Annotated in this window: 26 protein-coding genes and 1 pseudogene; 13 read left to right on the top strand and 14 right to left on the bottom strand. The window is 68.0% G+C overall.

What is annotated here, in order from left to right:
• Window positions 1-127 precede the first annotated feature (127 nt).
• The 3 genes and pseudogenes from ACYQ8K_RS14810 to ACYQ8K_RS14800 all read right to left on the bottom strand — a co-directional run.
• A pseudogene (locus ACYQ8K_RS14810) lies at window positions 128-562 on the bottom strand (hypothetical protein); the annotation flags it as partial.
• A 178-nt stretch (window positions 563-740) separates the two neighbouring features.
• Window positions 741-2,333: a glutamine-hydrolyzing GMP synthase gene (guaA, locus tag ACYQ8K_RS14805; protein ID WP_459970098.1), complete on the bottom strand. Its 1,593-nt coding sequence runs from the start codon at window positions 2,331-2,333 to the stop codon at window positions 741-743.
• Window positions 2,334-2,378: 45 nt separating this feature from the next.
• Entirely contained in the window at window positions 2,379-3,023 is a 645-nt protein-coding gene (locus ACYQ8K_RS14800; protein ID WP_459970096.1) for a winged helix-turn-helix transcriptional regulator, read from the bottom strand.
• A 77-nt stretch (window positions 3,024-3,100) separates the two neighbouring features.
• Between ACYQ8K_RS14800 and ACYQ8K_RS14795 the strand changes: the two genes are divergently transcribed.
• The 5 genes from ACYQ8K_RS14795 to ACYQ8K_RS14775 are packed head-to-tail and all read left to right on the top strand — an operon-like array spanning window position 3,101 to window position 9,470.
• A complete protein-coding gene (locus tag ACYQ8K_RS14795; RefSeq protein ID WP_459970094.1) occupies window positions 3,101-4,630 on the top strand; it encodes an MFS transporter in 1,530 nt (509 codons plus the stop codon).
• Window positions 4,627-5,457 carry a class I SAM-dependent methyltransferase gene (locus tag ACYQ8K_RS14790; protein ID WP_459970092.1) on the top strand — a complete coding sequence of 277 codons (831 nt, stop codon included), beginning with the start codon at window positions 4,627-4,629 and terminating at the stop codon, window positions 5,455-5,457. Before ACYQ8K_RS14795 ends, ACYQ8K_RS14790 begins: the two co-directional genes overlap by 4 nt.
• On the top strand, window positions 5,454-6,266 hold the full coding sequence (locus ACYQ8K_RS14785) for a class I SAM-dependent methyltransferase (protein WP_459970090.1): 813 nt from the start codon (window positions 5,454-5,456) through the stop codon (window positions 6,264-6,266). The genes ACYQ8K_RS14790 and ACYQ8K_RS14785 overlap by 4 nt, the downstream gene beginning before the upstream one ends.
• A 16-nt stretch (window positions 6,267-6,282) precedes the next feature.
• Window positions 6,283-7,092: a beta-phosphoglucomutase family hydrolase gene (locus tag ACYQ8K_RS14780; RefSeq protein WP_459970119.1), complete on the top strand. Its 810-nt coding sequence runs from the start codon at window positions 6,283-6,285 to the stop codon at window positions 7,090-7,092.
• Window positions 7,089-9,470, top strand: a complete 2,382-nt coding sequence (locus tag ACYQ8K_RS14775) for a glycoside hydrolase family 65 protein (RefSeq protein WP_459970088.1) — start codon at window positions 7,089-7,091, stop codon at window positions 9,468-9,470. Before ACYQ8K_RS14780 ends, ACYQ8K_RS14775 begins: the two co-directional genes overlap by 4 nt.
• Here ACYQ8K_RS14775 and ACYQ8K_RS14770 read toward each other — a convergent pair.
• The gene (locus ACYQ8K_RS14770; protein WP_459970086.1) at window positions 9,464-10,039 is read right to left on the bottom strand and encodes a TetR/AcrR family transcriptional regulator; all 576 of its coding nucleotides are present in this window, start codon (window positions 10,037-10,039) and stop codon (window positions 9,464-9,466) included. The genes ACYQ8K_RS14775 and ACYQ8K_RS14770 overlap by 7 nt on opposite strands.
• A gap of 61 nt (window positions 10,040-10,100) precedes the next feature.
• Here ACYQ8K_RS14770 and ACYQ8K_RS14765 point away from each other — a divergent pair, with 61 nt between their 5' ends.
• A complete protein-coding gene (locus tag ACYQ8K_RS14765) occupies window positions 10,101-11,003 on the top strand; it encodes a TauD/TfdA dioxygenase family protein (RefSeq protein WP_459970084.1) in 903 nt (300 codons plus the stop codon).
• 4 nt (window positions 11,004-11,007) lie between these two features.
• Here ACYQ8K_RS14765 and ACYQ8K_RS14760 read toward each other — a convergent pair whose 3' ends face one another.
• The 3 genes from ACYQ8K_RS14760 to guaB form a co-directional block, all read right to left on the bottom strand.
• Complete coding sequence (locus tag ACYQ8K_RS14760; protein ID WP_459970082.1) at window positions 11,008-12,753, bottom strand: GMC family oxidoreductase N-terminal domain-containing protein; 1,746 nt, start codon at window positions 12,751-12,753, stop codon at window positions 11,008-11,010.
• Between the two features lie 129 nt (window positions 12,754-12,882).
• Window positions 12,883-14,010 (bottom strand): GuaB3 family IMP dehydrogenase-related protein, encoded by a 1,128-nt coding sequence (locus tag ACYQ8K_RS14755; RefSeq protein WP_065028374.1) that lies wholly within the window; start codon window positions 14,008-14,010, stop codon window positions 12,883-12,885.
• Window positions 14,011-14,018: 8 nt separating this feature from the next.
• Window positions 14,019-15,614 (bottom strand): IMP dehydrogenase, encoded by a 1,596-nt coding sequence (gene guaB, locus ACYQ8K_RS14750; protein WP_459970080.1) that lies wholly within the window; start codon window positions 15,612-15,614, stop codon window positions 14,019-14,021.
• A 161-nt stretch (window positions 15,615-15,775) separates the two neighbouring features.
• Here guaB and ACYQ8K_RS14745 point away from each other — a divergent pair, with 161 nt between their 5' ends.
• A complete protein-coding gene (locus ACYQ8K_RS14745) occupies window positions 15,776-16,189 on the top strand; it encodes a DUF5319 domain-containing protein (RefSeq protein ID WP_007773416.1) in 414 nt (137 codons plus the stop codon).
• 1 nt (window position 16,190) lies between these two features.
• Here ACYQ8K_RS14745 and ACYQ8K_RS14740 read toward each other — a convergent pair whose 3' ends face one another.
• The 3 genes from ACYQ8K_RS14740 to ACYQ8K_RS14730 form a co-directional block, all read right to left on the bottom strand.
• The gene (locus ACYQ8K_RS14740) at window positions 16,191-16,973 is read right to left on the bottom strand and encodes an anti-sigma-D factor RsdA (RefSeq protein WP_459970077.1); all 783 of its coding nucleotides are present in this window, start codon (window positions 16,971-16,973) and stop codon (window positions 16,191-16,193) included.
• The gene (locus tag ACYQ8K_RS14735) at window positions 16,960-17,538 is read right to left on the bottom strand and encodes a sigma-70 family RNA polymerase sigma factor (protein ID WP_040630965.1); all 579 of its coding nucleotides are present in this window, start codon (window positions 17,536-17,538) and stop codon (window positions 16,960-16,962) included. The genes ACYQ8K_RS14740 and ACYQ8K_RS14735 overlap by 14 nt, the downstream gene beginning before the upstream one ends.
• A gap of 90 nt (window positions 17,539-17,628) precedes the next feature.
• Complete coding sequence (locus ACYQ8K_RS14730; RefSeq protein WP_459970075.1) at window positions 17,629-18,453, bottom strand: hypothetical protein; 825 nt, start codon at window positions 18,451-18,453, stop codon at window positions 17,629-17,631.
• A 359-nt stretch (window positions 18,454-18,812) separates the two neighbouring features.
• Between ACYQ8K_RS14730 and ACYQ8K_RS14725 the strand changes: the two genes are divergently transcribed.
• Entirely contained in the window at window positions 18,813-19,121 is a 309-nt protein-coding gene (locus tag ACYQ8K_RS14725; protein ID WP_459970073.1) for a WhiB family transcriptional regulator, read from the top strand.
• Window positions 19,122-19,244: 123 nt separating this feature from the next.
• On the opposite strand, the gene ACYQ8K_RS14720 is transcribed toward ACYQ8K_RS14725, so the two are convergent.
• Window positions 19,245-19,940: a hypothetical protein gene (locus ACYQ8K_RS14720; RefSeq protein WP_459970071.1), complete on the bottom strand. Its 696-nt coding sequence runs from the start codon at window positions 19,938-19,940 to the stop codon at window positions 19,245-19,247.
• Entirely contained in the window at window positions 19,937-20,218 is a 282-nt protein-coding gene (locus ACYQ8K_RS14715; protein ID WP_459970069.1) for a helix-turn-helix domain-containing protein, read from the bottom strand. Before ACYQ8K_RS14715 ends, ACYQ8K_RS14720 begins: the two co-directional genes overlap by 4 nt.
• Before the next feature lie 408 nt (window positions 20,219-20,626).
• Here ACYQ8K_RS14715 and ACYQ8K_RS14710 point away from each other — a divergent pair, with 408 nt between their 5' ends.
• From ACYQ8K_RS14710 to ACYQ8K_RS14695, 4 genes are all read left to right on the top strand, one after another.
• Window positions 20,627-20,896: a hypothetical protein gene (locus ACYQ8K_RS14710; RefSeq protein WP_459970068.1), complete on the top strand. Its 270-nt coding sequence runs from the start codon at window positions 20,627-20,629 to the stop codon at window positions 20,894-20,896.
• A gap of 629 nt (window positions 20,897-21,525) precedes the next feature.
• The gene (locus ACYQ8K_RS14705; RefSeq protein WP_459970067.1) at window positions 21,526-21,744 is read left to right on the top strand and encodes a hypothetical protein; all 219 of its coding nucleotides are present in this window, start codon (window positions 21,526-21,528) and stop codon (window positions 21,742-21,744) included.
• 39 nt (window positions 21,745-21,783) lie between these two features.
• Window positions 21,784-21,969, top strand: coding sequence for a hypothetical protein (locus ACYQ8K_RS14700; RefSeq protein ID WP_459970066.1), 186 nt, complete (start codon window positions 21,784-21,786; stop codon window positions 21,967-21,969).
• Between the two features lie 41 nt (window positions 21,970-22,010).
• Entirely contained in the window at window positions 22,011-22,769 is a 759-nt protein-coding gene (locus ACYQ8K_RS14695) for a superoxide dismutase family protein (protein ID WP_459970064.1), read from the top strand.
• Between the two features lie 72 nt (window positions 22,770-22,841).
• Here ACYQ8K_RS14695 and ACYQ8K_RS14690 read toward each other — a convergent pair whose 3' ends face one another.
• Complete coding sequence (locus ACYQ8K_RS14690; RefSeq protein WP_459970062.1) at window positions 22,842-23,264, bottom strand: Rid family hydrolase; 423 nt, start codon at window positions 23,262-23,264, stop codon at window positions 22,842-22,844.
• Window positions 23,265-23,354: 90 nt separating this feature from the next.
• Between ACYQ8K_RS14690 and ACYQ8K_RS14685 the strand changes: the two genes are divergently transcribed.
• Window positions 23,355-23,756 (top strand): hydrogenase, encoded by a 402-nt coding sequence (locus ACYQ8K_RS14685; RefSeq protein ID WP_459970060.1) that lies wholly within the window; start codon window positions 23,355-23,357, stop codon window positions 23,754-23,756.
• 7 nt (window positions 23,757-23,763) lie between these two features.
• Here the strand turns inward: ACYQ8K_RS14685 and ACYQ8K_RS14680 are convergent, their stop codons facing one another.
• On the bottom strand, window positions 23,764-24,972 hold the full coding sequence (locus tag ACYQ8K_RS14680; protein WP_459970059.1) for an FAD-dependent oxidoreductase: 1,209 nt from the start codon (window positions 24,970-24,972) through the stop codon (window positions 23,764-23,766).
• Window positions 24,973-24,974 lie beyond the last annotated feature (2 nt).

Below are 24,974 nucleotides of genomic sequence, written 5' to 3'. Positions count from 1 at the left end.
TTTACACCCCCCCCCCCGGGGCGGGGGGGGGCGGGGGCGCCCCTGCCCTACCGCCGCGGGTGCCCCCCGGGGTCCCGCGGGGGGGGGGGGGGGGGCCCCCCCCCCCCCCCCCCGGGGGGGGCGCCCCCCGGCGCCCGCCCAGCCCCAGGACCACCAGATCCATGCCGTCGACGAGCACGGCGGCCACCTCCACCGGATCGGTGCCGGGATCCGGTATCACCGCGAGCCGGCTCAGGTCCGCCCCCATCTCCGCGGCGGCCAGCAGCCCGATGTCCGGCTGGCCGACGATTGCGGCGTTGCCACCGGCCGCCGTGACGGCGGTCACCATGCTCAGCAGCAGCGACCGGGCACCCGAGAGCACCGCGACCGTTCCCCGCGGCACCGGCGCGGGCAGCAGGTCGGCCAGCCACGGCGGGAGGGCCAGCTGAGCCTCCGAGTCCGGCAACAGATCCCCGACGGGCGCGGCCCTTCCGGACGTCTTACCGGGCACCGCCGCCATCTTGCGGCGCAGGGATTCGAGCAGTTCGAAGCGATCCTGGTCGGAGGCGACAGCCGCGGTCATACAGGCCTCCTACCAGCGCTTACCCGATATGTTCGAATGTATGTTCGATACAATTCGAAGTAAACACCCACCCTCCGACAACCGTCAAGCGACGGAAGGGACAGCGTTATGCGATCGGTACTGGTGTGGCCGATGGGTGCCATGTGGCCGCATTTTCGCCACGACTAGACCGGGCCGGCTACTCCCATTCGATGGTGCCGGGCGGTTTGCTGGTGATGTCCAGTACCACGCGGTTGACCTCGGCCACCTCGTTGGTGATGCGGGTCGAGATGCGCTCCAGCACCTCGTAGGGAACCCGGGTCCAGTCGGCGGTCATGGCGTCCTCACTGGTCACCGGCCGCAGCACGATCGGGTGCCCGTAGGTGCGGTTGTCGCCCTGCACGCCGACCGAACGCACGTCGCCCAGCAGCACCACCGGGCACTGCCAGATCAGGGTGTCCAGGCCCGCCGCGGTCAACTCCTCGCGCGCGATCGAGTCCGCACGACGCAGGGTCTCCAACCGCGGCGCGGTGACCTCGCCGACGATCCGGATCCCCAGGCCGGGGCCCGGAAAGGGTTGGCGCGCAACGATTTCCTCCGGCAGGCCCAGCTCACGCCCGACCGCGCGGACCTCGTCCTTGAACAGCAGCCGCAGCGGCTCGACGAGTTTGAACTTCAGGTCGTCGGGCAGGCCGCCGACGTTGTGGTGGCTCTTGATGTTCGCGGTGCCGCTGCCGCCGCCGGACTCCACCACGTCCGGATACAGCGTGCCCTGCACCAGAAAATCGACGTGAGAATCCCCGTCTCCCACAATGTCTCGCACCGCGCCCTCGAAGGCCCGGATGAACTGGCGGCCGATGATCTTGCGCTTGCCCTCGGGATTGCTCACGCCCGCCAGCGCGTCCAGGAAGGTGTCGGCCGCGTCGACGGTGACCAGGTGGGCGCCGGTGGCGGCCACGAAGTCGCGTTGCACCTGTGCGCGCTCCCCGGCGCGCAGCAGCCCGTGGTCGACGAAGACACAGGTCAGCCGGTCACCGATGGCCCGCTGCACCAGCGCGGCGGCCACCGCGGAATCCACGCCGCCGGACAGTCCGCAGATCGCCCGGCCGTCACCGATCTGCGCGCGCACCTGCTCGATCAGCACGCCGGCGATGTTGGCCGCGGTCCAGTCCGCGCCCAGCCCGGCGAAGTCGTGCAGGAATCGGCTGAGCACCTGCTGCCCGTGCGGGGTGTGCATGACCTCCGGGTGGTACTGCACACCGGCCAGGCGGCGCTGCCGGTTCTCGAAGCCGGCCACCGCGGCGCCGGAACTGCTGGCCACCACCTCGAACCCGTCCGGTGCGGCCGTGACCGCGTCGCCGTGGCTCATCCATACCGGCTGCGAACTCGGTAGTCCCGAATGCAGTTCGCCACCAAGGACTTTCAGCTCGGTGCGACCGTATTCGCTGGTGCCGGTGTGCGCGACGGTCCCACCCAGCGCCTGCGCCATGGCCTGAAAGCCGTAACAGATGCCGAACACCGGCACCCCGAGATCGAACAGTGCCGGATCGATCTGGGGCGCACCGTCGGCGTACACACTGGACGGCCCGCCGGACAGCACCAGCGCCAGCGGGTCGCGGGCCTTGATCTCCTCGACCGTGGTGGTGTGCGGGACAACCTCGGAGAACACCCGCGCCTCGCGGACGCGACGCGCGATCAGCTGCGCATACTGCGCGCCGAAGTCCACGACGAGCACCGGCCGGGCCGGCGATCCGGACGCATCGGTTTCAAGGGTTTCGGTGGGGTCGGCCACGCAGGCGAGTCTAGTGGCTGACCGCGTCGTCTCCGCCCCGCAGGGCTACAGCCCAAACGCGGTGCGCAGCGCGCCGACCGCCGACGCGTCGCCGTGAAACTCGATTCGCCGCAGGGCGGCGTCGCGCTCACCCTCGTCGGCCCCCAGCCGGGCGGTGACCAGATCGGCTGCCGCGGCCGTGATCGTCACCGCGGGTTCGCCGCGCCCCGCGCCGAGCCGGCCGTGCGTGACGGCGAATTCGAAACGGCGACCGTCGATCTCGACACGACATGTCGTCTCCACTCCCGCGGCCCTCCCCGGCTGGAAGCCCAGCAGGATTCCGGCCAGAAACCCGTTGAGCGGGGACACCGGCCCATCGTCGATCGGGTCCAAGTGATCCACCCCGAACCACGCGAGGCCCTGCAGGATGGGCAGCACCCGCTGCCAACCCAGGTCACTGAGCGTGTAGACGGTGCGGCCGATCGGCGCCGGCAGGTCGGCCCGCTCCACGAGCCCGGCGTCCTGCAGCTCCTTGAGCCTCTCGGCGAGCAGATTGGTTGCGATACCGGGCAGTTCGGCCCGCAGGTCACCGTAGCGACGCACGCCGCCGACCAGCTCCCGCAGGATCAGCAGGGTCCACCGCTCCCCCAGGACATCAAGGCCGCGGGCGATCGGACAGTTCTGGTTGTAGTTCCTGCGGGACGCCACCATCCCAGTCTACCTGGCATAAGACATCTTTTTCAAGTTATTACTTGATTTATTTGTCTACTGAATTTACTGTCTTGTCCATGCGTACCGACCCAACTTTCCGGGATCACCCCGTTGCCGCGCTCGCCGTCATCTGCCTCGGCGTCTTCGTGATCAGCGTCGACGCCACCATCGTCAACGTCGCGCTACCCACGCTGTCGCGTGAACTCGGCGCCGACACCGCGCAACTGCAATGGATCGTCGATGCCTACACCCTGGTGATGTCCGGCCTGCTGCTCTCGGCGGGCAGCCTGTCCGACCGCTACGGCAGGCGAGGGTGGCTGAATTCCGGGCTCGCGCTGTTCGCCGTCACTTCTGCGGTTGCGGCACAGATGAATTCGGCGGACGCGTTGATCGCGGCGCGCGCGGCCATGGGGGTGGGCGCGGCGGTGATCTTCCCGACCACCCTGGGGCTGATCACCAACATCTTCACCGACCCGGCGCCGCGCGCCAAGGCGATAGGGCTGTGGGCGGCCATGGTCGGCGTCGGGGTGGCCGTGGGACCGATCAGCGGTGGATGGCTCCTCGAACACTTCTGGTGGGGCTCGATCTTCATGGTGAACATTCCGGTCGCGGCGCTGGCCATCATCGGCGCCACGCTGTTCGTTCCCAGCTCGCGCGACCCCGCGGCGCCCCGCGTCGACGTCCCCGGTCTGATCCTGTCCGCGACCGGGATCACCACGCTCGTCTACACCGTCATCGAGGCGCCCACCTGGGGATGGACCGACGGCCGGACCATGGCCGGATTCTTGATCGCCGCAATCGTTCTCGCCGCGTTTGCGCGCTGGGAACGGCTCAGCACCCACCCGATGCTCGACGTCTCGGTCTTTACCAACCGCCGCTTCTCCGGCGGCAGCCTTGCGGTGACGGCGGGATTCCTGACGCTGTTCGGCTTCATCTTCGTCATCACCCAGTACTTCCAATTCATCAAGGACTACACCGCCTTCGAGAGCGGCGTGCGCTTGCTGCCGGTCGCGGCGTCGATCGCACTGGCCAGCATCGGGGGCCCCCGGCTGGTGGAACGGATCGGCACCACCGCGGTCGTCGCCACCGGCCTGGCCGTGTTCGCCGCCGGCCTGGCCTGGGCGTCCACCGCCGACGCCGCCACGCCCTACACCCAGATCGCCATGCAGATGCTGCTGCTCGGCGGGGGCCTCGGCCTGACGTTTTCGCCGGCCACCGAGGCGATCATGGGATCGCTGCCCATCGACAAGGCCGGGGTCGGCTCGGCGGTGAACGACACCACGCGCGAGCTCGGCGGCACGCTCGGCGTGGCCATCGCCGGCAGCATCTTCGCCTCGGTGTACTCGGGCCACCTCGGTGCATCCGCGCTGACGGGATTGCCCGCCGACGCCATGCGTCATTCGATGGCGGTGGCGCACACGGTGATTCAGCATCTACCGGCGCAGCAGGCCGGGCATGTGCGCACCGCGGTCGATCGCGCGTTCCTGGACGGGCTGCAGGTCAGCTCGCTGGTGTGCGCCGGCATCGCGCTGGGCGCCGCAATCGTCGTCGGCTGGCTCCTGCCGGCCAGGGAACCGGCGCGTCAAGAGGAAAGGGCACTGCGATGAGCACCACATCACCAGGCAGCACATACGTTCTCGGCCACGCCGACGCGGAGGTGCAGCGGCTCCTCCTGCAGGGACGGCTTTACGACGACTACACCGAGCACGCGCTGCGGCTCGCCGGGCTGCGGCCGGGCATGCGGGTGCTCGATATCGGATCCGGACCCGGTGACGTGTCGTTTGTCGCCGCCCGGTTGGTCGGCCCCGCCGGCACCGTCCTCGGCGTCGACGCCGCACCCGCGATGGTCGAGCTCGCTCGCGCTCGTGCCGCCGAAAAAGGCTTGTCTACGGTGCATTTCATGCAGGCCGCGGTTGACACGATCGCACTGGACGAACCGGTGGACGCGGTAGTCGGCCGGCTGATCCTGATGCATTTGCCTGACCCGGCCGCCACGCTGCGGCACCTCGTCTCCTTCGTGCGCCCGGGCGGGGTGGTCGCGTTCTCCGAGAACGACATCACCGCGACGCGCACGATCCCGGACATCCCGCTGTTCGGGCGGACGGTGGCCGGCATCGTGCGCGCCTTCGAGACCATGGGGCTCAGCGCCGCGTTCGGCACCACGCTGCACACCGTCTTCGCCGACGCCGGCCTGGGCACGCCAAAGCTGATCCACTACGCGCCCATGGGCACCGCCGCGGATACGGACATCCTGGCCTACGCCGCCCAGGTCTGGCGGCTGGTGTCGCCGGTCGCCGAACAACACGGCTTCGCGATCGACGAGCTCGCCGACATCGACAACTTCGTCCCGCTGGTGCGCGACCAGGTGGCGGCGGCCGACGCCCTCGTCGTCATGGCACCGCTCATCACCGCCTGGGTGCAGGTGACCGCATGAACAAGATCATCGAAACCCAGTACGCGACCGGCCTGTCGCGGCCCCACATCGAGGGTGCACTGGTCGCTGCCGGCAAGGACCTGGGCCGGTTGCAGCCCGCCGATCTGGGGCCACTGGAGGACTTCCACACCATGGGCCGCTTCGCCACCGCCGGGTTGCTGGAGCTGGCCGGAATCACCGGCGAAAGCCGGGTTCTCGACGCGGGCAGCGGGATCGGCGGCACCGCCCGCTACCTCGCCGACCACTATGGCTGCGCGGTCACCGCCGTCGATCTCACCGCCGAGTACTGCGACACGCACCGCTGGCTCAATCGACTTGTCGGGCTGGATGATTCGATCACCGTTCGGCAGGGCGACGTCACCGCATTGCCGCTTCCCCATGGCTCGGTGGACGTCGTCGTCAGTCAGCACGTGCAGATGAACGTGGCCGACAAGGCGCGTCTGTACGCCGAGGCCCGCCGCGTGCTCGCGCCCGGCGGCCGGCTTGCACTGTGGGACTTGACCATTGGTGACGGCCGCGCGCTCGACTTCCCGTTGCCCTGGGCCGACGCGCCCGCCCGCAGCCACCTGGTGACCCCCGACGAGCTGCGCACCCTGGTCGGCGCGGCGGGGTTCGCGGTGCGGCAGTGGAACGACCTCACCGAGACCGCGTGCTCGCTCATGCAGGCGCTGCTGGCGCAGCCGCCCCAACCACTGGGCCTGCACGCGTTCGTCACCGACTTCGGCCGCAAGGCCGAAAACCTCACCCGCGCGTTGGCCGAGGGGAGGCTGCGCGCGATCCAGGGCGTCGCCGCGGCAATCGACGGGTGAACGCTTGGCGACAGACATGGCGGCGTGGTGGAGTGGGTATCGGTTAACCAGCCCCCGACACCAGAGAGGACCGCCGGTGAGCTCAGCGCTGGGTCTGCCAGAGAAAGTGCGTGCCTGCCTGTTCGACCTCGACGGCGTGCTCACCGACACCGCCAGTGTGCACACCAAAGCCTGGAAGGCCATGTTCGACGCCTACCTGTCGGACCGGGCCAAACGCACCGGCGATGCGTTCGTTCCCTTCGACGAGGCCGCCGACTACCGCAAATACGTCGACGGCAAGAAGCGCGAGGACGGCGTCCGCTCGTTCTTGGAGAGCCGCGACATCCACCTGCCCGACGGCAGCCCCGACGACGCGGGAGACGCCGAGACGATCTACGGCCTGGGCAACCGCAAGAACGACATGTTCCAGAAGGTCCTGAAGGAGGACGGCGTCAAGGTCTTCGACGGATCGCGCCGCTACCTCGAGGCGGTGTCGGCCGCGGGACTGGGCATCGCCGTGGTGTCGTCGAGCGCCAACACCCGCGACGTCCTCGAGATCACCGGCCTGGACCGGTTCGTGCAGAAACGGGTGGACGGCATCACCCTGCGTGACGAACACATCGCCGGCAAGCCCGCCCCCGACTCCTACCTGCGCGGGGCCGAGCTGCTCGACGTCCCCGCCGACGGCGCGGCCGTGTTCGAGGACGCCTTGTCGGGGGTGGCCGCCGGCCGGGCCGGTAACTTCGGATTCGTGGTAGGTGTCGACCGGGTGGGCCAAGCCGAGGACTTACGCCGCAACGGCGCCGACGTGGTGGTCACCGACCTCGCCGAGCTGCTGCACTCATGATCACCGACGAAGCGTTTCCCGTTGATCCCTGGCACGTGCGCGAGACCCAGCTCGACCTCAACCTGCTGGCCCAGTCCGAATCCCTGTTCACCCTGTCCAACGGGCACATCGGGCTGCGCGGCAACCTCGACGAGGGCGAGCCGTACGGCCTGCCGGGCACCTACCTGAACTCCTTCTACGAGATCCGCCCGCTGCCCTATGCCGAGGCCGGTTACGGCTACCCCGAAGCGGGCCAGACGCTCGTCGACGTCACCAACGGCAAGATCATCCGGCTGCTGGTCGAGGACGAGCCGTTCGACGTCCGCTACGGCGAATTGATCTCCCACGAGCGGGATCTGGACCTGCGCGCCGGGACGCTGACCCGCACCGCGCACTGGCGCTCGCCCGCGGGCAAGGAGGTCAGGGTGACCTCCACCCGGCTGGTGTCGCTGGCGCAGCGCGGCGTCGCCGCCATCGAGTACTGCGTCGAGGCGGTCGGCGAGTTCGCTCGGGTGACGGTGCAGTCCGAGCTGGTCACCAACGAGGACCAGCCGCAGACCTCCGGCGATCCCCGGGTGTCGGCCATCCTGGAGAACCCACTCGAAGAGGTGGACCACGAAAACACCGACACCGGAGCGGTTCTCATGCATCGCACGCGCAGCAGCGCGCTGATGATGGCCGCCGGCATGGATCACGAGGTCGACGTCGAAGGGCGCGTCGAGGTCGGCACCGACTCGCGCGCTGATCTGGCTCGCACCACCGTGATCTGCGGGCTGCGTGCGGGGCAGCGGCTGCGCATCGTCAAGTATCTGGCGTACGGCTGGTCGAGCATGCGCTCGCGCCCGGCGCTGCGCGATCAGGTCGCCGCCGCCCTGCACAGCGCCCGCTACAGCGGCTGGCAGGGGCTGCTGGATTCGCAACGCACGTACCTGGACAACTTCTGGGACTGCGCCGACGTCGAGGTCGAGGGCGACTCCGAATCCCAGCAGGCCGTGCGATTCGGCCTCTTTCACCTGCTGCAGGCCAGCGCCCGCGCCGAACGCCGCGCGATCGCCGCCAAGGGGCTCACCGGAACCGGGTACGACGGCCACGCCTTCTGGGACACCGAGGGTTACGTGCTGCCGGTGCTCACCTACACCGCGCCGCACACGGTGGCCGACGCGCTGCGCTGGCGCGCCTCCACCCTGGACCTGGCCAAGGAGCGGGCGGCCGAGCTGGGCCTGGAGGGCGCCGCCTTCCCGTGGCGGACCATCCGCGGGCAGGAGTGCTCGGCGTACTGGCCGGCCGGCACCGCGGCCTGGCACATCAACGCCGACATCGCGATGGCCTTCGAGCGCTACCGGATCGTCACCGGCGACAACGACCTGGAAGCCGATTGCGGCCTGCGGGTGCTGGTCGAGACCGCCCGGCTCTGGATGTCCCTCGGGCATCACGACCGGCACGGCGTCTGGCACCTCGACGGCGTCACCGGCCCCGACGAGTACACGGCGATCGTGCGCGACAACGTCTTCACCAACCTGATGGCCGCGCACAATCTGCACGTCGCCGCCGACGCGTGCAACCGCCACCCCGAGGTGGCCAAGGCGCTCGGGGTCACCACCGAGGAGGCGGCGGCCTGGCGCGATGCCGCCGACGCGGCCAACATCCCGTACGACTCCGGCCTGGAGGTCCATCAACAGTGCGAGGGGTTCACCACCTACGCCGAATGGGACTTCGAACGCAACACCACCTACCCGCTGCTGTTGCACGAGGCCTACGTGCGGCTGTACCCCGCCCAGGTGATCAAGCAGGCCGACCTGGTGCTGGCGATGCATTGGCAAAGCCACGCATTCACGCCCGAGCAGAAGGCCCGCAACGTCGACTACTACGAGCCGCGCATGGTGCGCGACTCGTCGCTGTCGGCCTGCACCCAGGCGGTGATGTGCGCCGAGGTCGGTCATCTGGAGCTGGCGCACGACTACGCGTATGAGGCCGCCCTGATCGATCTGCGCGACCTGCACCACAACACCCGCGACGGCCTGCACATGGCCTCGCTCGCCGGCGCCTGGACCGCGCTGGTGTCCGGGTTCGGCGGCCTGCGCGATGACGAGGGCATCCTGTCACTGGATCCCCAACTGCCCGATGGCATTTCGCGGCTACGGTTCCGGCTGCGGTGGCGCGACTTCCGGGTCACCGTCGACGTCAACCACGCCGACGTCACCTACACGCTGCGCGACGGCCCCGGCGGCGAACTGACCATTCGGCACTCCGGCGAGGAGCTCGAGCTGAGCACCGAATCCGCGACCACGGTCGCGGTGCGTCCCCGCAAGCCGCTGCTGGCGCCGCCGCAGCAGCCGCCCGGCCGCGAGCCCATGCACCGGCGGGCGCTGTCGCGGGCCACCCTGCTCGGAGATCACTGAGGGTCGGCGGGCCCGAGAATCCGCTGCACCTCGGCGCCGGCCGCGTCGCGTATCTCGTCGTCCGTCAGGTCTTCGATCCCGGTGGCAGAGCGCAGGATTGGCGCAAACAGCCGCCAACCGAATTGCAGGGCAAGGGCGTTGGCGACCGCGAGGCGGGCCTTGACCTCGTCGTCGTAGTGCGGCCGCACCCCGTCCAGCAGCGTCGCGATGTTGGGAAAGCGCTTCTGCAGTTGGCCGGCCGGATAGCCGTCGAGGACGGTGCGGGCCATCACCCGCATCTGCCGGTCCAGGGAACTCTGCAGCACGTCCGCCGGCGCGTCGGTGCGCAGCAGGGCGCTCAGGTTGGCGCCCAGGTGATCGAGCACCGCGCCCACCAGTTGCTCCTTGGTGCCGAAGTGGCGGAACACCAGTCCATGGTTGACGTGGGATCGCGCGGCGATGTCGCGGATGGACGTCGCGGCCGGGCCGCGCTCGGCGAACAGGTCGGTGGCGGCCTCCAGGATCGCCGCGGCCACTTCCGCGCGCCCGGTGGGCATTTTCCCGCGGGCCGTTGCGGAAGTTGTAGTCATATGACTACACTACCAAATGTAGTCGGTTGACTACACCAGTTTTGAGCCAAGGAAAACGACAATGACAGGTCAGATAACCGTCACCAAGCTGGGCAGCCGGATCGGCGCCCGGGTGGACGGGGTTCGCCTCGGCGGCGACCTCGACGAGGACACGGTCGAGAAGATCCGCGGGGCGCTGTTAACCCACAAGGTGATCTTCTTCCGTCACCAGCACCACCTCGACGACCAGCAGCAGCTCGCGTTCGCCGAGCTGCTGGGCACGCCCATCGGCCACCCGGCCGCCGGCGCCCTGGCCGCCGGGCACCTCCCGGTGATCACGCCGATCGACTCCGAATACGGCAAGGCGAACCGCTGGCACACCGACGTCACGTTCGCCGCCAACTATCCCGCGGCGTCGATCCTGCGCGCGGTCAAGCTGCCGACCTATGGCGGCTCGACACTATGGGCGTCGACCGTGGCGGCCTATGAGCACCTGCCCGAGCCGCTCAAATGCCTGGCGGAAAATCTCTGGGCCCTGCACACCAACCGCTACGACTACGTGGCAGGCGAAGCGGCGGGGGCGATGAGCGACACCCAGCGGTCGTTTCGCCAGGCGTTCGAAAAGCCGGACTTTCGCACCGAGCACCCCGTGGTGCGGGTGCACCCGGAGACCGGCGAGCGCACCCTGCTGGCCGGTGATTTCGTGCGCGGCTTCGTCGGCCTGGACAGTCACGAGTCCGGCGCCCTGCTGGAACTGCTGCAGCGACGAATCACCCTGCCGGAGAACACCATTCGCTGGAACTGGACGAACGGTGACGTCGCGATGTGGGACAACCGCGCGACCCAGCACCGGGCGATCGACGACTACGACGACCAACCCCGGCTGATGCATCGCATCACCTTGATGGGCGATGTGCCGGTCAGCGTGCGGGGCGAGCGCAGCCGGGTGGTCAGCGGCGCCCCGTTGCAGGCGATCGCGTGCTAGCCCGCTAGCTGGCGGAGCTGACCGGGTTGATCGGCAGCCAGCGCAGCGCGCCGGGCGCCTCGGCCGGGACCACCGGTGCCTTGGGCGCGATCGGCTCCATCCGGCGATACGGCTCGCCCTGCCTCGGGCGCTGGTCGTCCTCGCCGTTGTTCGGCCACAACGACGCGGCCCGCTCGGCCTGGGCGGTGATTGACAACGAGGGGTTGACGCCCAGGTTGGCCGAGATGGCCGCGCCGTCCACCACGAACAGCGTCGGGTAGCCGTAGACACGGTGGTACGGGTCGATCACCCCGTGGTCGGCGTTGTCGCCGATCACCGCGCCGCCGAGGAAGTGCGCGGTCAGCGGGATGTTGAACAGCTCTCCCCAGGTGCCACCGGCGACGGCGTCGATCTTGTCGGCGATGCGCCGGGTGACCTGGTTCCCGACCGGGATCCAGCTGGGGTTCGGTTCGCCGTGGCCCTGCTTGCTGGTGTACCAGCGAATGCCCAGCTTGCCGCGCTTGGTGTAGGTGGTGATCGAGTTGTCCAGATGCTGCATGACCAGGGCGATCAACGTGCGTTCACTCCACTGATGGACGTTGAGCAACCGCATCAGGCGACGCGGATCGTCGCGAGCCTGGTCCAGCAGCTGCTTCCAGCGCGGCACGAACGTCTCATTGGGCCCCTCGGGCCCAGGACCGTCGGTCATCAGCGTCTGCAACAGCCCCATCGCGTTGGAGCCCTTGCCGTAGCGGACCGGTTCGATGTGGGTGTCGGGCGTCGGGTGGATTGACGACGTGATCGCCACCCCGTGCGTCAGGTCGAGGTTCGGGTCGACCTCGAGCTTCCCGGCGCCGACGATGGACTCGGAATTGGTGCGGGTGAGTATGCCCAGCCGATTCGACAGCCGGGGCAGCAGACCCTGATCGCGCATGTTGAACAGCAGATGCTGAGTGCCCCAGGTTCCGGCGGCCAGGACCAGGTGCTTGGCGGTGAAGGTGCGCCGGTCGCGACGCAGCCAGCTTCCGGTGCGCACCGTGCGGACCTGCCACAGGCCGTCGGGACGCTGCTCGAAGCGCTTCACCGTGGTCATCGGAATCACCTGTGCGCCAGCAGATTCCGCGAGGGCGAGGTAGTTCTTCAGCAGGGTGTTCTTGGCTCCGTACCGGCAGCCGGTCATGCAGCAACCACACTCCAGGCATCCGGTGCGCTCCGGCCCCGCGCCACCGAAGTACGGGTCCGGCACCGTCTTGCCCGGGGTCTTGGTGCCGTCGGGACCGAAGAACACCCCAACCGGCGTCGGCACGAACGTGTCGCCGCAGCCCATCTCTTCGGCGACCTGTTTGACCACCCGGTCGGCGTCGGTGAAGGTCGGGTTCTCCACCACGCCCAGCATCCGTCGCGCCTGGTCGTAGTGCGGCATCAGCTCGTCGCGCCAGTCGGTGATGTTCTTCCACTGCGGGTCGTTGAAGAAGGGGTCGGGCGGCACGTACAGCGTGTTGGCGTAGTTCAGCGAGCCCCCGCCCACCCCGGCGCCGGCCAGGATCAACACGTTCTTGAGCGGGTGGATGCGCTGAATCCCGTAGCACCCCAGCCGTGGCGCCCACAAAAACTTACGCAGATCCCAGGACGTCTCGGCGAAATCCTCGTCGGAGTACCGCCGCCCGGCCTCCAATACGCCGACGCGGTAGCCCTTTTCGGTCAGCCGCAGCGCGCTGACGCTTCCCCCGAAACCCGAACCGATGATCAGTACGTCGTAATCCGGCTTCATCGCACCAGTATGGCCTTACCGGCGGGTAACAAGCCAGCGGCCTCGGGTCCATCGCGAGCGTCACGCTGGCGTGGCGCTCGGCGCTGATAGTCACGCTGGCGTGACGTTCGGCCGCGGCCGGTGGCGGCCTCAGCTGCCGACGGTCAGCCCGACCTTCTGGAATTCCTTGAGATCGCAATAGCCGGCCTTGGCCATCGACCGACGCAGCCCGCCGACCAGGTTGAGGCTGCCGAAGGGGTCGTCGGACGGGCCGTTGAGCACTTGGTGCAGCGGCGGGCGCTCGCCGACGGCGATCTGCAGCAGCGCTCCGCGCGGCAGCGACGGGTGCGCCGCGGCGGCCGGCCAGAACCATCCCTCGCCCAGCGCCTCGGCGGACTCGGCGAGCGGCGTGCCCAGCACCACCGCGTCGGCGCCGCAGGCGATCGCCTTCGCCAGCTCGCCGGAGGTGTGGATGTCACCGTCGGCCAGCACGTGCACGTAGCGGCCGCCGGTCTCGTCGAGGTACTCGCGCCGCGCGGCGGCCGCGTCGGCGATCGCGGTGGCCATCGGCACGCTGATGCCCAGCACCTCGTCGCTGGTGGTCACTCCCCTCGTCGCGCCGTAGCCGACGATGACGCCGGCGGCGCCGGTGCGCATCAGGTGCAGCGCGGTGCGGTGGTCCTGGACGCCGCCGGCGACCACCGGCACGTCCAGCTCGGAGATGAACGTCTTGAGGTTCAGCGGTTCCCCGTCGCTGGCGACCCGCTCGGCCGAGACGATGGTGCCCTGGATGACCAGCAGGTCGATGCCGGCCTGCACCAGCACCGGCGTCAGCGCCTGGGCGTTCTGCGGGCTGACCCGCACCGCGGTGGTGACCCCCGCCTCCCGGATCCGGGCGACCGCGGCGCCCAGCAGGTCCGGGTTGAGCGGGGCCGCGTGGAACTCCTGCAGCAGCCGGATCGCCGCGGACGGTTCGGGCTCCTTGCTGGCGGCCTCGACCAGCTGCGCGATCTTGGACTCGACGTCGGCGTGCCGCCCGATCAGCCCCTCGCCGTTGAGCACGCCCAGGCCGCCGAGCTTGCCGAGCTCGATCGCGAACTCCGGTGACACCAGCGCATCGGTCGGATGCGCCAGCACCGGGATCTCGAACCGGTAGGCGTCCAGCTGCCAGGCGGTCGACACGTCCTGCGACGAGCGGGTGCGCCGGGACGCCACGATGCTGACTTCGCTCAGTTCATAACTGCGACGGGCGACGCGGCCCATCCCGATCTCGACCATCTCCGGCCTCAGCGTGCGTAGTAGTTGGGGGCTTCGACCGTCATCGCGACGTCGTGCGGGTGGCTTTCGCGCAAGCCGGCCGCGGTGATCCGGACGAACTGCGCCTGTTGCAGCGCCTCGATGCTCGGCGAACCGGTGTAGCCCATCGCCGCGCGCAGGCCGCCGGTCAGCTGATGGATCACCGAGGACAGCGGGCCGCGGAACGGCACCCGGCCTTCGATGCCCTCCGGCACCAGCTTGTCTTCCGACAGCGCGTCGTCGGCGAAGTAGCGGTCCTTGGAGTACGACTTTCCGCCGCCCGACCCCCGGCCGGCCATGGCCCCCAGCGATCCCATCCCGCGGTAGCTCTTGAACTGCTTGCCGTTGACGAAGATCAGCTCGCCCGGCGCTTCGGCGGTGCCCGCCAGCAGCGAGCCCAGCATGGCCGTCGACGCGCCGGCGGCCAGCGCCTTGGCGATGTCACCGGAGTACTGCAGCCCGCCGTCGGCGATCACCGGCACGCCCGCCGGGCCGCAGGCCGCGACGGCCTCCAGAATCGCCGTGATCTGTGGTGCGCCGACGCCGGCCACCACCCGGGTGGTGCAGATCGAGCCGGGCCCGACGCCCACCTTGACCGCGTCGGCGCCGGCGGCGACCAGGGCCGCGGCCGCCGAGCGGGTGGCGACGTTGCCGCCGATCACCTCGACCTTCTCGCCCACCTCGGCCTTGAGCTTGCCGACCATGTCGAGCACCAGCCGGTTGTGCGCGTGCGCGGTGTCCACGATCAGCACGTCGACCCCGGCGTCGACCAGCATCATGGCGCGCACCCAGGCGTCACCGCCGACGCCGACGGCGGCGCCGACCAGCAGCCTGCCGTCGCTGTCCTTGGTGGCCAGCGGGTGTTGTTCGGTCTTGACGAAGTCCTTGACGGTGATCAGACCGGTCAGCCGGCCGTGGCCGTCGACGATGGGCAGCTTCTCGATCTTGTGGCGCCGCAACAGGCCCAGCGCCGCGTCGGCGGACACGCCCTCCTGCGCGGTGATCAGCGGGGCCTTGGTCATCACCTCGGCGACCTTCTTGGTCTGGTCGACCTCGAACCGCATATCCCGGTTGGTGATGATGCCGACCAGCGCGCCCGATTCGTCGACCACCGGCAGGCCGGAGATCCGGAACCGCGCGCACATCGCGTCGACCTGGGCCAGGGTGTTGTCCGGGCGGCAGGTGACCGGGTCGGTGACCATGCCGGCCTCCGAGCGCTTGACCATCTCGACCTGGCCGGCCTGTTCGGCGACCGGCAGGTTGCGGTGCAGCACGCCCATGCCGCCGGCCCGGGCCATCGCGATGGCCATCCTCGACTCGGTGACCGTGTCCATCGCCGAACTCACCAGCGGCACTTTGAGCCTGATCTTCTTGGTGAGCTGGCTGGAGGTGTCCGCGGTTGCCGGGACGACGTCGGAGGCCGCGGGCAGCAGCAGCACATCGTCGAACGTCAGCCCGAGCATGGCGATCTTGTGCGGGTTGTCGCCCCCGGTGGGTATCGGGTCGTCGACTAGGCCACCCACCCGCACATACGCACTGCCGACGAGGTCAGAGCTGTCTTCCAGGTGGGACGTGCCACGGGTCATCTCCTGCGCCCTCCATACGATGCGGCGTGAGAAACCCATCCTATCGGCTCGCCTCCCGCTCTCGTTCGCTTGCTCGGCGCGCCGCGCGGACCAAACGGCGCGGCAGGGCGGCCGGGCTCCCTGCTGGCGTTATCCGGGGCGGGCTGCGTAGGCTAGAGGACGTGCGCGACCACCTCCCACCGGGTTTGCCGCCCGACCCATTCGCCGACGACCCCTGTGATCCGTCGGCGGCGCTGGAAGCCGTCGAGCCGGGCCAGCCCCTGGATCAGCAAGAGCGGATGGCCGTCGAGGCCGACCTTGCCGATCTGGCCGTGTACGAAGCGCTGCTGGCGCACAAGGGTATTCGCGGACTCGTGGTGTGCTGCGACGAATGTCAGCAAGATCACTACCACGACTGGGACATGCTGCGCGCCAACCTGCTGCAGCTCTTGATCGACGGCACAGTGCGCCCGCACGAGCCCGCCTATGACCCCGAGCCGGATGCCTACGTCACGTGGGATTACTGCCGGGGCTACGCCGACGCATCGCTCAACGAAGCGACGTCGGACGCCGACGGTTTCCACCGCCGGCACTGACTCACTGATTCGGGGTCAACGGCGCCACCGGTGGTGGCGTCTGGCCGTGATGGTGATGCTTTCCCACTGATGGACTCGGCGAGGCGATCGGAGGGCTCAGCGGCGCCGGTGTCGCGTCCTTCGACGGGGCGACCGAGGCGGCGGGCGGCGCGGCCGGAATCGCGGTGTCCGGCCCGGGTGGCGCCGCCGGCGGCGAAGCGACCGGCAACGTGGCGTTCGGGTCGCGCGCATCGACCTTGGTGTTCAACAGCTTCAGCTGATTCATCAGGTCTTGTTTGCTGGCCGGATCGTCGATCGACTGCACCAGGCTGCTCACCTCGGTCAGCTGATTCCTGGCCTGGTCCCACTGACCGCGGTCGATCGATTCCTGGACCTTGGCCAGGTCGGCCTTGGCGGCCAGCATCTCCTGGCTCCCATGCACCTGGGGCTGGTCGAAGAACATCGCGTGCAGGCCGTACAGGGTGCCGCCGGGACGGGCCTCGACCACCATCGCGCCAAATCCACTGAGCAGCACCAGCGCCGCGGCGACCGAGCCGACGACGGCCAGGCCACGATGGCTGCCGCGCCGGCGCTCGGCCAATCCGGTGCGCAACGCGTTGACGGCCTCTTCGGGCGTCACCAACGCGCTGGCCGGCGGCCACCTCAGGTTGTCGCGCCAGTCCTCCAGCAAGTTGGTCAGCACGTCGGCGTCGGGATCCTCGACGTCCACCGGCCGGCGCTGGGCGAGCGCATCGAGCAGTAGGTCGGTGCGGGCGAATTCATCCAGGGATTCAGGCACAGTCACCTGCCGCAATCATTTCGGATTTCAGCCGCGACAGCGCGCGGTGCTGGGCGACTCGGACCGCCCCGGTGGTACTGCCGACCGCCGCCGCGGTCTCCTCGGCGGACAGGCCGACGACGACGCGCAGGATCAGGATCTCGCGCTGCTTGGCGGGCAGGATTTCGAGCAGTTCGCTCATCCGGCTCACCGAATCGGCTTCAATCGCAAGCTGTTCGGGTCCCGCGTCGTTCGACCAACGGTCGGGAATCGTTTCGGTGGGATAGGCGAGGTCGCGTCCGGCAGCCCGGTGGGCGTCGGCGACCTTGTGGGCCGCGATGCCGTACAGGAAGGCCAGAAAGGGACGCCCGCGATCCCGGTAGCGCGGCAGTGCCGTGATAGTCGCCAAGCACACCTCCTGTGCCACGTCATCCGCTGACAGGCCACCCCGATCGACGGTGCCGACACGCGCTCGGCAATATCGCACGACGATCGGACGGATGGTCTCCAGCACCTCCCTCAATGCGTTGTGGTCTCCGGTGACGGCCTGGGCGACCACAGCGTCGAGACGTTCCCCTGCTGGAATTGTCATCGACGGTGATATCTCCAACGTTACGAAGCGGACACATCGCGGGCCAACCGGGCTAACTAACGAAATGACAATAACGGGCGGAGGGCCGTTTCAAGCGGAACGCCACGTCCCACCGGCGCGCCGCACCTGGCCTGCGCAGACATCTCGGATTTCGAGCAGCTGATGTGCTGGAAACGTGACACTTTCGATATCGAGCAGCAAGCAGGCGAGAGCCCAACGAAGTGGTAGCAGCCCCAATTCGCCGGTGTACGCCAGCGCGGCGTCGGCGACCGCGCGGGCGCGCTCGAGGTTGCCCGCGCAGCACAGCGCGGCGGCGAGCACCACTTCGCTTTTGACCCGGTGTCGCGGCGACGCGACGGTCATGGCCGCCGCCAGCTCGACGCCCTCGCCGGCGTGCCGGACGGCGGCGTCGCCGTCGCCGCGGGCCATCGCGAGTTCGGCGGCCACCCACCGCCGGCGCACCGGCAGCCGGTCGGGCACCGCGGATTTCGGCGATGCCAGCAGTGTGTCGGCGCGCTCCAGCAGCGCCGCCGCGGCCGCGAAACGCCCGACGCCCAACGCGTCGGCGGCCAGCCCGATGAGGGCGTCGGTGGTCGCCTCGGGGTCGCCGCCGGCCAGCGCCAGGGCGCGCCCGTCCCAGCCGCGGGCCACGCTGTGCCAACCGAGTTGGCGCAGGAACGACCCGTGGGTGCTCATGGCCAACGACACGAGCCGCCCGGCCGGCGCGCTGCGCCGCAGCACCGCGAGGTCGCGGAAGGCGGCGCCGTAGCGGCCCTGGCCCCCGGCCGCGACCGCGCGCAGCCACAGCTGGGTCGGCGTCGTCGCCGACGGCAGCGGCCAGCTGCCGGGCCGATTCCCGAAGGCGGCCTCGGCCAACTGCCGTCCAATCAAGGAAGTGTGACGAGTTTCAATCACAATGATGTAGTAAACAGTTTGTGGTCTTCATGTTACCGAACCGTTAATCACTATAGCCCATGGATAAATTCGCCTTATCCCCTTCCCACGCCCTGAGCTGGGAAATCTCGTTTTGAACAACTGCCTGGTAGCACGGCATGGGTTTCGCCATTTCATTCGAGGTGAACGTAAAGTTAATTCTGCTCCAACGACCACATACTTTGCCGGGCTAAGTGGCTATTGACGGAAATTCACCGTCCCCCCTAACGTCTACGCACGACGGGTAGTCATCGGTGACCCCACTCCACTTAATTTAAGTTGCATCCAACCGCTTTCACGAACCTGACCTCGAGCGAGCGGTGCAGAGAGGGAACGAACCAATGCCACAGCCGGAACAGCTACCCGGACCCAACGCCGACATCTGGAATTGGCAACTGCAGGGTTTGTGCCGCGGCGTTGACTCATCGGTGTTCTTCCACCCCGACGGTGAGCGCGGCCGGGCCCGCATGCAACGCGAGCAGCGCGCGAAGGAAATGTGCCGGCAGTGCCCGGTGATCCAGGAGTGCCGCTCGCACGCCCTCGAAGTCGGTGAGCCCTACGGGGTTTGGGGCGGTCTGTCGGAGTCCGAGCGCGACCTGCTGCTCAAGGGCGACATCGGTCGCGGCCGCACCATCCGCCGCTCGGCCTGAGAGGCCGATGCGACGCAATCATCGCCTTCGGCGTGCCCTCGATCCGCTGATCGGCGGCATCCGTCTCACCAAAGCTCAACAGCAGCGAGGCGAACGCATGATCGAGGCGGACAAACGTCTCGCCTAGCTGTTCCGAAGGTATGCGACCTTCGTTCGCCAAGAGTACGAGGCGGCGACGGCGTACCCGATCACCTCGCATCGCACGAGAACCCATTGCAGCCAGGCTATTCCGATGATGAAAGCCACACAGCACACGGCGCTGATGCCGAGTGCGACAAGGTAGGCGGTAGCGGCCCGCTTCGAGCGGGCATCCTGTCTCAGGATCAGCAGCATCCGGCCGGTGTAGACGATGATGTACGCGACGGCCGCGATCATCACTAACCAATAAGCGCGAAGCCACGGCGTGTGGTTCGTCGCCACGACGTCTGAGGCATCGCTATCCCCGATGTCGCCCGCCAAGAAGACCGCGATCATCACCCCGTAGATGAGGGTCGACGGCAGTTCCAGCCGGTTTCTAATAAACCACCGGAATTGGCGCGGAGTCATGTCACAGTGATCGGCCACCAGGTACATGATCGAGAACAGGCCGAACATGTAGAGGATATGGGCGATCAGGTCTTCGAGGTTCCACACGTCGGTCAGCGCGTGCAGCCGCGGGCTCAGCCAATCGGATAGGGGTCCGGTCATCAGGATCAGCTCGGCGCACATGAACGCCACTCCGATGGCTGCTGCCCGCTCAAACGGGATGCGCCACGTCTGGCGGATGCTCCACAGGGCCGCCAGTGCAATTACCAGCGTGGCCGTGGCGATGACGTTCACAGCGGTCTGTCGGGCCGAGGCCGAAGGTCCCGGAGCCGGTACGGTCTTTCCTCGTCCTCTTCGGCCAGCAGCTTGTCCAACGGGACGCCGAGTGCCTCAGCGACAGTTATTAGTTCGCTGTAGGTGAAGTCCACCTTGCCGTCGAGCTTATTAGAGAGGCTCGGCCGGCTGATACCTGTCTCCTTAGACAGGCGGGTACGTGACCGCTTCTGGTCGCCCATGATCATCCGTAAACGGCTGGCCAGCGCCGCGGCCGAGACGGGGAAATGCGTGCCCATGCCGGGCACGGTAGCAGTGTGAGCTGGCAAAATGCGAGTAAATCTTGGCAGTTTGGCGATTCTGCTGACAAACGGGAGGATTTCGTGCCACAGTCTCGGCTGTGAGGCGGAGCAGCACATTCGTACAGCACAGCGATCCGACGGGACGCCAAGGAGAATCGCCTTGACATCTAACGAGGCGCCCTGGCGTGTGCACCCGCAGAAGATTGATGGCACATGAAAAGGGGCGAAGATGCGCGGCCTGTCACCGGGCGCTTCCCAGCGACGACAATGATTTTCCCGAAGCTGGAAGGCTGATGGTCGCATACCGCCATCCACGCCAAAAGTCTTGAATCGCAACCAGTTCCGTATAAGTGCGGCTTCTGTGATGTCAATTGCAGCTGCCCCTATGCTCAGACAAGAGATGAGATGACCAGGTTCTATGTTCGATTCTCGGCCGGCCTGCTCACCACGTTGTTGTCGGTGATGAACGCGCCCGGCGCCCGCGCGGACGATGGAAGCTATTTGACGCTGGTCCGCCAGAGTCCAGCCGTCGCTGGATTTAACGACTTCGCACTGCTATTCGGGGGACACAAGGCTTGCACCCTGCCACCGGATCAGGTGGCGGCGGTGGCGCCAGGCATGCCAGCGGTCAGCGCGGCGGTCTACGAAGCCGCGCACCGCGAGATCTGCCCATAGGAGGCCGACCTGTTTACGTTCGTTTTGACCCCCGCGTTCGTCGGCACTAGCGCACTGATCGGGGTCGTGACACTGGTCCTGCTGGTCGCCCTGCTGCTGAACGAGCAGGTGGGCGACGACGACAAGGACATTGACATAGAAGACACCTGGTGGTGATGGGGAGACACGACATGGTGAAGCGAATTGCTATCGTCCACAACGCTGTTAGGGAGACCGCGGTTGGGGCTGTGGCTGCTACTGCTACCACTAGGGGCGGATCATCGACATCATCGAGAGGGTAGAGCGCCAGCTAAAGGAGCTGTCCACGTACGACGCTTCACCCCTCCGGAGCAGCGTGCCCGAGTTGATCGCAGCGCTTCGGCAAGCCCGCGCGGAGATCGTCCGACTGCGGTACATCGGCACGGAGACCGCCCTGAAGCTTGGCGTTGTCAACCGCGAGCTAACGCTCGCACGGTCGGAATGTGAGCGATTGAGAAGGCGACATGACGTGCCGCCGCGGGGTAGAGATTGACCGACAGACGGAGTTCACTACGCAACCTTTGGACCGAAATCCGACGTGTCCGAATGGCACACCTTGGCCACAGCCTAGAGCTTCGCGCGCTTTGCAGCCCCAAAACGCCTGCGGACACTTGGGTTTCGGATTCGGCGTGCACCAATGCATCGGCCAGCACGTGGCCCGCACCCAGATCCAGATCGCGCAGGCGCCCTGGCCCGGGGCTGACGCTGCCGATTCCCGCCGAGCACTCACGTTGCGGAACGAGCAGGACATCTACGGCATCGAGGATTTGCTCGCCGCCGCAGGGGGCTTTCGGTTCTGCCTGCCGATTCGTTCGGGTTACTGTAGCTAGGTGTTCGCCGAACGGGGACACATAAACCGAGGGGCTCAGATGGCCGACAACGTGTCAGATCGCGCTATTAACAACGTCTTTGAGGCGGTGAACACGACGGCGACGCATCTCGGCCGCATCGTGGGCCTGATCGCCGGCGCGGCGGCGCGCGCCGCGCACGAGGTGGCCGACCTGGTCTGGGACTACCGCGACCTGGCGAGCGAGGTGCGCAAGTCCGCGAAGTAGGTCGCCGTTTCGGTGCGGGCCGATGTGGGTAGGCACCGCAGATGAACAAGGCCGCATCGTTTGCGGTCGCGGCGCTTACCGCGACCATCGCTCCGCTTGCCGCGTGTTCGAACCAGCAAGGCGCCCAGCCCAACACCTCGCCGCTGACCAGCTCGACGCCCGGTGCGGAGCGGCTCACCACCCAGCTGAAGACGGCCGACGGCAGTCCGGTCGCCAACGCCACGTTCGAATTTGCCAACGGCTACGCGACGGTGACGGTGGAGGCCGGCCCGAATCAGGTGCTGAGTCCCGGCTTCCACGGGTTGCAGATCCACGCGGTGGGCAAGTGCGAGCCCAATTCGTCTGCCCCGAGCGGGGGCTCGACCGGAGACTTCGATTCCGCCGGAAGCGTCTACCAGGCGCCCGATCACACGAGTTATCCCGCCAGCGGCGACCTGACCGCCTTGCAGGTGCGCTCGGACGGCTCGGCGAAACTGGTCACCACCAGTAACGCGTTCACCTCCGCCGACCTGAGGAACAGCTCGGGCACCGCGCTGATCATCCACCAGACCGCGGACAACCTGGGCAGCACCGCCCCGACGGCCGATTCCGGGAAGCGGTTGGCCTGCGGCGTGATCACGGCGTCCTCGTCGACGACGTCGGCGACCACCAGCGTCACGACGACCACTACGACCACCGTGGTGCCGCCGGCGTCGACAAGCACGAGCACCAGCACCGTGACGGTCACCAGCACCCCGACCACGACGTCCGCACCGACCACCACCGTGACGACTCCGCCCTACTATCCACCCGGGCGCTGACGCGCGAGCCACCATGAAGGGAACACCCCCGATCCGCAAGGGACCGGGGGTGTTTCGCGTCGCCTAGTCCGCTCAGCCTCGGTCCGCAACGATGGCGCTGACCTGAATCTCGACGCGCATCTTCGGACTCGCCAATGCCGCGACGCCGATGCACGTCCATAAGGGTGCGTGGTCGCCCATGCGCCGACGGAACTGTTCGACCATCGTGTCCAGGTGCTCTTGCCCGATCTGGCCATCGGCGTCGGGCACATGGTACGAGTGCACGTGCACCACGTCGCGCCAGGAGGCTCCGGCCGTCGACAGCGTCCGTTCGACGTTGTCGAAGGCCTGAATGATCTCGTCGCGCAGTGACTCGGGATAGCGCCAATACTCGTCCCAGCCTCCTTGACCGGCCGTCTCTACCCGGTTCCCGTACCGGGCAACCTGCGCATAGTGGAACTTCCGGAGCTGATGGTCGCCATAGCCGGGAGTGACGGAAAATATCGGCCTGCCCATGCGTGCCATCTTCGTCGCCGACCGCGTCGCGGGTACTCGCTTGGCAGGAAATCCGCGCCGGGCCCGGCCGGACGCCCCTAGTGTGCTGACATGCAGACACTGCTGTTCACGCTGGGGCTGGTGTTGTTCTTGCTCGGGCTGTTCTCCGGGTTCCCCCTTCCTGTGGTGAAGAACCCGCGCATGGCGCTGTCGAGCCACCTCGAGGCGGTCCTCAACGGCATGTTCCTGGTGTTACTCGGCCTGCTCTGGCCGCACATCCACCTGCCCCGCGCGTGGGCAGTCGCGGCGGTCGCTTTGATCGTCTACGCCGCGTACGCGAACTGGTTGGCGACGCTGCTCGCGGCGGTGTGGGGGGCCGGCCGCAAACTCGCGCCGATAGCGGCCGGCGACCACGCGGCCTCGGCGGGCAAGGAGCGGATCGTCAGTGTCCTGCTGGTGTCCCTCGCGCCGTGCATCGTGGTGGGCGTCGTCATCGTCATCGCCGGGCTTTGACGGCGCGCTACCGTGCGTGCACGTCCGGCGTGCGGACATGCTCGGGACGGAAACCGCGCCCGACCAGAATCGGCGGGATCGCTTGCAGCGGACCCAAACCCACGATCTTGGGAATGCGGATCGGGGAAAGGTCACCGCTCAGATTGGGCGCGATCGCGTTGTCTTGCATCAGCACCTGGAACGCCTGGACGATACGGGTGGGCAGTTCGCGCCGCCGCTGCACCTTGGCGAGATCCTTGTCGGTCAGCCGACCACCGCGCAGCGGGGCACACAAGACGTTGGCCGCGGCCACCGCATCGGCGACGGCGAGGTTGATCCCGACGCCACCGGCCGGCGACATGGCGTGCGCGGCATCGCCGATGCACAGCAACCCGGTACGCCACCACGTCTCGAGCCGGTCCACCCGGACGTCGAGCTCGCTGGTGTCGTCCCAGGAGTTCAGGTCGTTGACGTGCTCACGCAGCCGCGGTTGCGCGGTGACGATCCGCTCCTTGAACTCCTCCAGGGACCCGTCCCGGGGGTTCGATCCCTTCGGCATCAGATAGGCGATCTGCCAGTAATCGCCCCGGTAGATCATGGCCATCATCAGGCCCTTGCGCAGCACCGCGAACAATTCCTCGGGGTCGCCGGGGCGCCACTTCAGCCGGAACCACAGCACGTCCATCGGGGAGTGCGCCGCGGCGGTCTGCAGCCCGGCGGCCGCGCGCACCGCGGACTTGCGCCCGTCCGCGGCTATCACCAGCTCGGCGCGCACCTGAAGATCCGGCGTGCGCACCCCGGTCACCCGATCGCCATCGAATACCAGGTCGGTGACCTCGGCGTTGCGGATCAGGGTGAATTCGGGGTAGGCAGCAGCCTTTTCGGCGAGGAAGTCGAGAAAATCCCACTGCGGCATCATGGCGATATAGGGCTGTCTGAAACCGAGTCGCTTGAGCACCTTGAAGTTGCCGAAGGTGCGAATCGAGCCATCGGTGTCGAAGGCGACGCGGTCGATCTTGGTGTGCGGTAGTCGCAGGAACTCGTCGATGAAGCCCAGCTCGTCCATGATGCGCAGGGTGCTGGGGTGCACGGTGTCGCCGCGGAAGTCGCGCAGGAAGTCGTTGTGCTTCTCCAGGACGACGACCCGGATCCCGGCCCGCGCCAGCAGCAGGGCGTGAACCATGCCCGCGGGACCGCCGCCGGCGACGCACACCTGGGTTTCCATCACTTGCGTCATCG

It is taken from the genome of Mycobacterium sp. MUNTM1, from assembly GCF_054660795.1.
This window is presented reverse-complemented; position numbering and strand designations above follow the sequence as displayed.

Bases quoted from the DNA above. Each gene is read 5' to 3' on its own strand.
- ACYQ8K_RS14800 (WP_459970096.1), bottom strand. From the start codon at position 3,023: ATGGTGGCGTCCCGCAGGAACTACAACCAGAACTGTCCGATCGCCCGC.
- ACYQ8K_RS14795 (WP_459970094.1), top strand. From the start codon at position 3,101: ATGCGTACCGACCCAACTTTCCGGGATCACCCCGTTGCCGCGCTCGCC.
- ACYQ8K_RS14790 (WP_459970092.1), top strand. From the start codon at position 4,627: ATGAGCACCACATCACCAGGCAGCACATACGTTCTCGGCCACGCCGAC.
- ACYQ8K_RS14785 (WP_459970090.1), top strand. From the start codon at position 5,454: ATGAACAAGATCATCGAAACCCAGTACGCGACCGGCCTGTCGCGGCCC.
- ACYQ8K_RS14780 (WP_459970119.1), top strand. From the start codon at position 6,283: ATGGCGGCGTGGTGGAGTGGGTATCGGTTAACCAGCCCCCGACACCAG.
- ACYQ8K_RS14775 (WP_459970088.1), top strand. From the start codon at position 7,089: ATGATCACCGACGAAGCGTTTCCCGTTGATCCCTGGCACGTGCGCGAG.
- ACYQ8K_RS14770 (WP_459970086.1), bottom strand. From the start codon at position 10,039: ATGACTACAACTTCCGCAACGGCCCGCGGGAAAATGCCCACCGGGCGC.
- ACYQ8K_RS14765 (WP_459970084.1), top strand. From the start codon at position 10,101: ATGACAGGTCAGATAACCGTCACCAAGCTGGGCAGCCGGATCGGCGCC.
- ACYQ8K_RS14760 (WP_459970082.1), bottom strand. From the start codon at position 12,753: ATGAAGCCGGATTACGACGTACTGATCATCGGTTCGGGTTTCGGGGGA.
- ACYQ8K_RS14755 (WP_065028374.1), bottom strand. From the start codon at position 14,010: ATGGTCGAGATCGGGATGGGCCGCGTCGCCCGTCGCAGTTATGAACTG.
- guaB (WP_459970080.1), bottom strand. From the start codon at position 15,614: ATGACCCGTGGCACGTCCCACCTGGAAGACAGCTCTGACCTCGTCGGC.
- ACYQ8K_RS14735 (WP_040630965.1), bottom strand. From the start codon at position 17,538: ATGACAATTCCAGCAGGGGAACGTCTCGACGCTGTGGTCGCCCAGGCC.
- ACYQ8K_RS14725 (WP_459970073.1), top strand. From the start codon at position 18,813: ATGCCACAGCCGGAACAGCTACCCGGACCCAACGCCGACATCTGGAAT.
- ACYQ8K_RS14715 (WP_459970069.1), bottom strand. From the start codon at position 20,218: ATGGGCACGCATTTCCCCGTCTCGGCCGCGGCGCTGGCCAGCCGTTTA.
- ACYQ8K_RS14710 (WP_459970068.1), top strand. From the start codon at position 20,627: ATGACCAGGTTCTATGTTCGATTCTCGGCCGGCCTGCTCACCACGTTG.
- ACYQ8K_RS14700 (WP_459970066.1), top strand. From the start codon at position 21,784: ATGGCCGACAACGTGTCAGATCGCGCTATTAACAACGTCTTTGAGGCG.
- ACYQ8K_RS14695 (WP_459970064.1), top strand. From the start codon at position 22,011: ATGAACAAGGCCGCATCGTTTGCGGTCGCGGCGCTTACCGCGACCATC.
- ACYQ8K_RS14690 (WP_459970062.1), bottom strand. From the start codon at position 23,264: ATGGGCAGGCCGATATTTTCCGTCACTCCCGGCTATGGCGACCATCAG.
- ACYQ8K_RS14685 (WP_459970060.1), top strand. From the start codon at position 23,355: ATGCAGACACTGCTGTTCACGCTGGGGCTGGTGTTGTTCTTGCTCGGG.
- ACYQ8K_RS14680 (WP_459970059.1), bottom strand. From the start codon at position 24,972: ATGACGCAAGTGATGGAAACCCAGGTGTGCGTCGCCGGCGGCGGTCCC.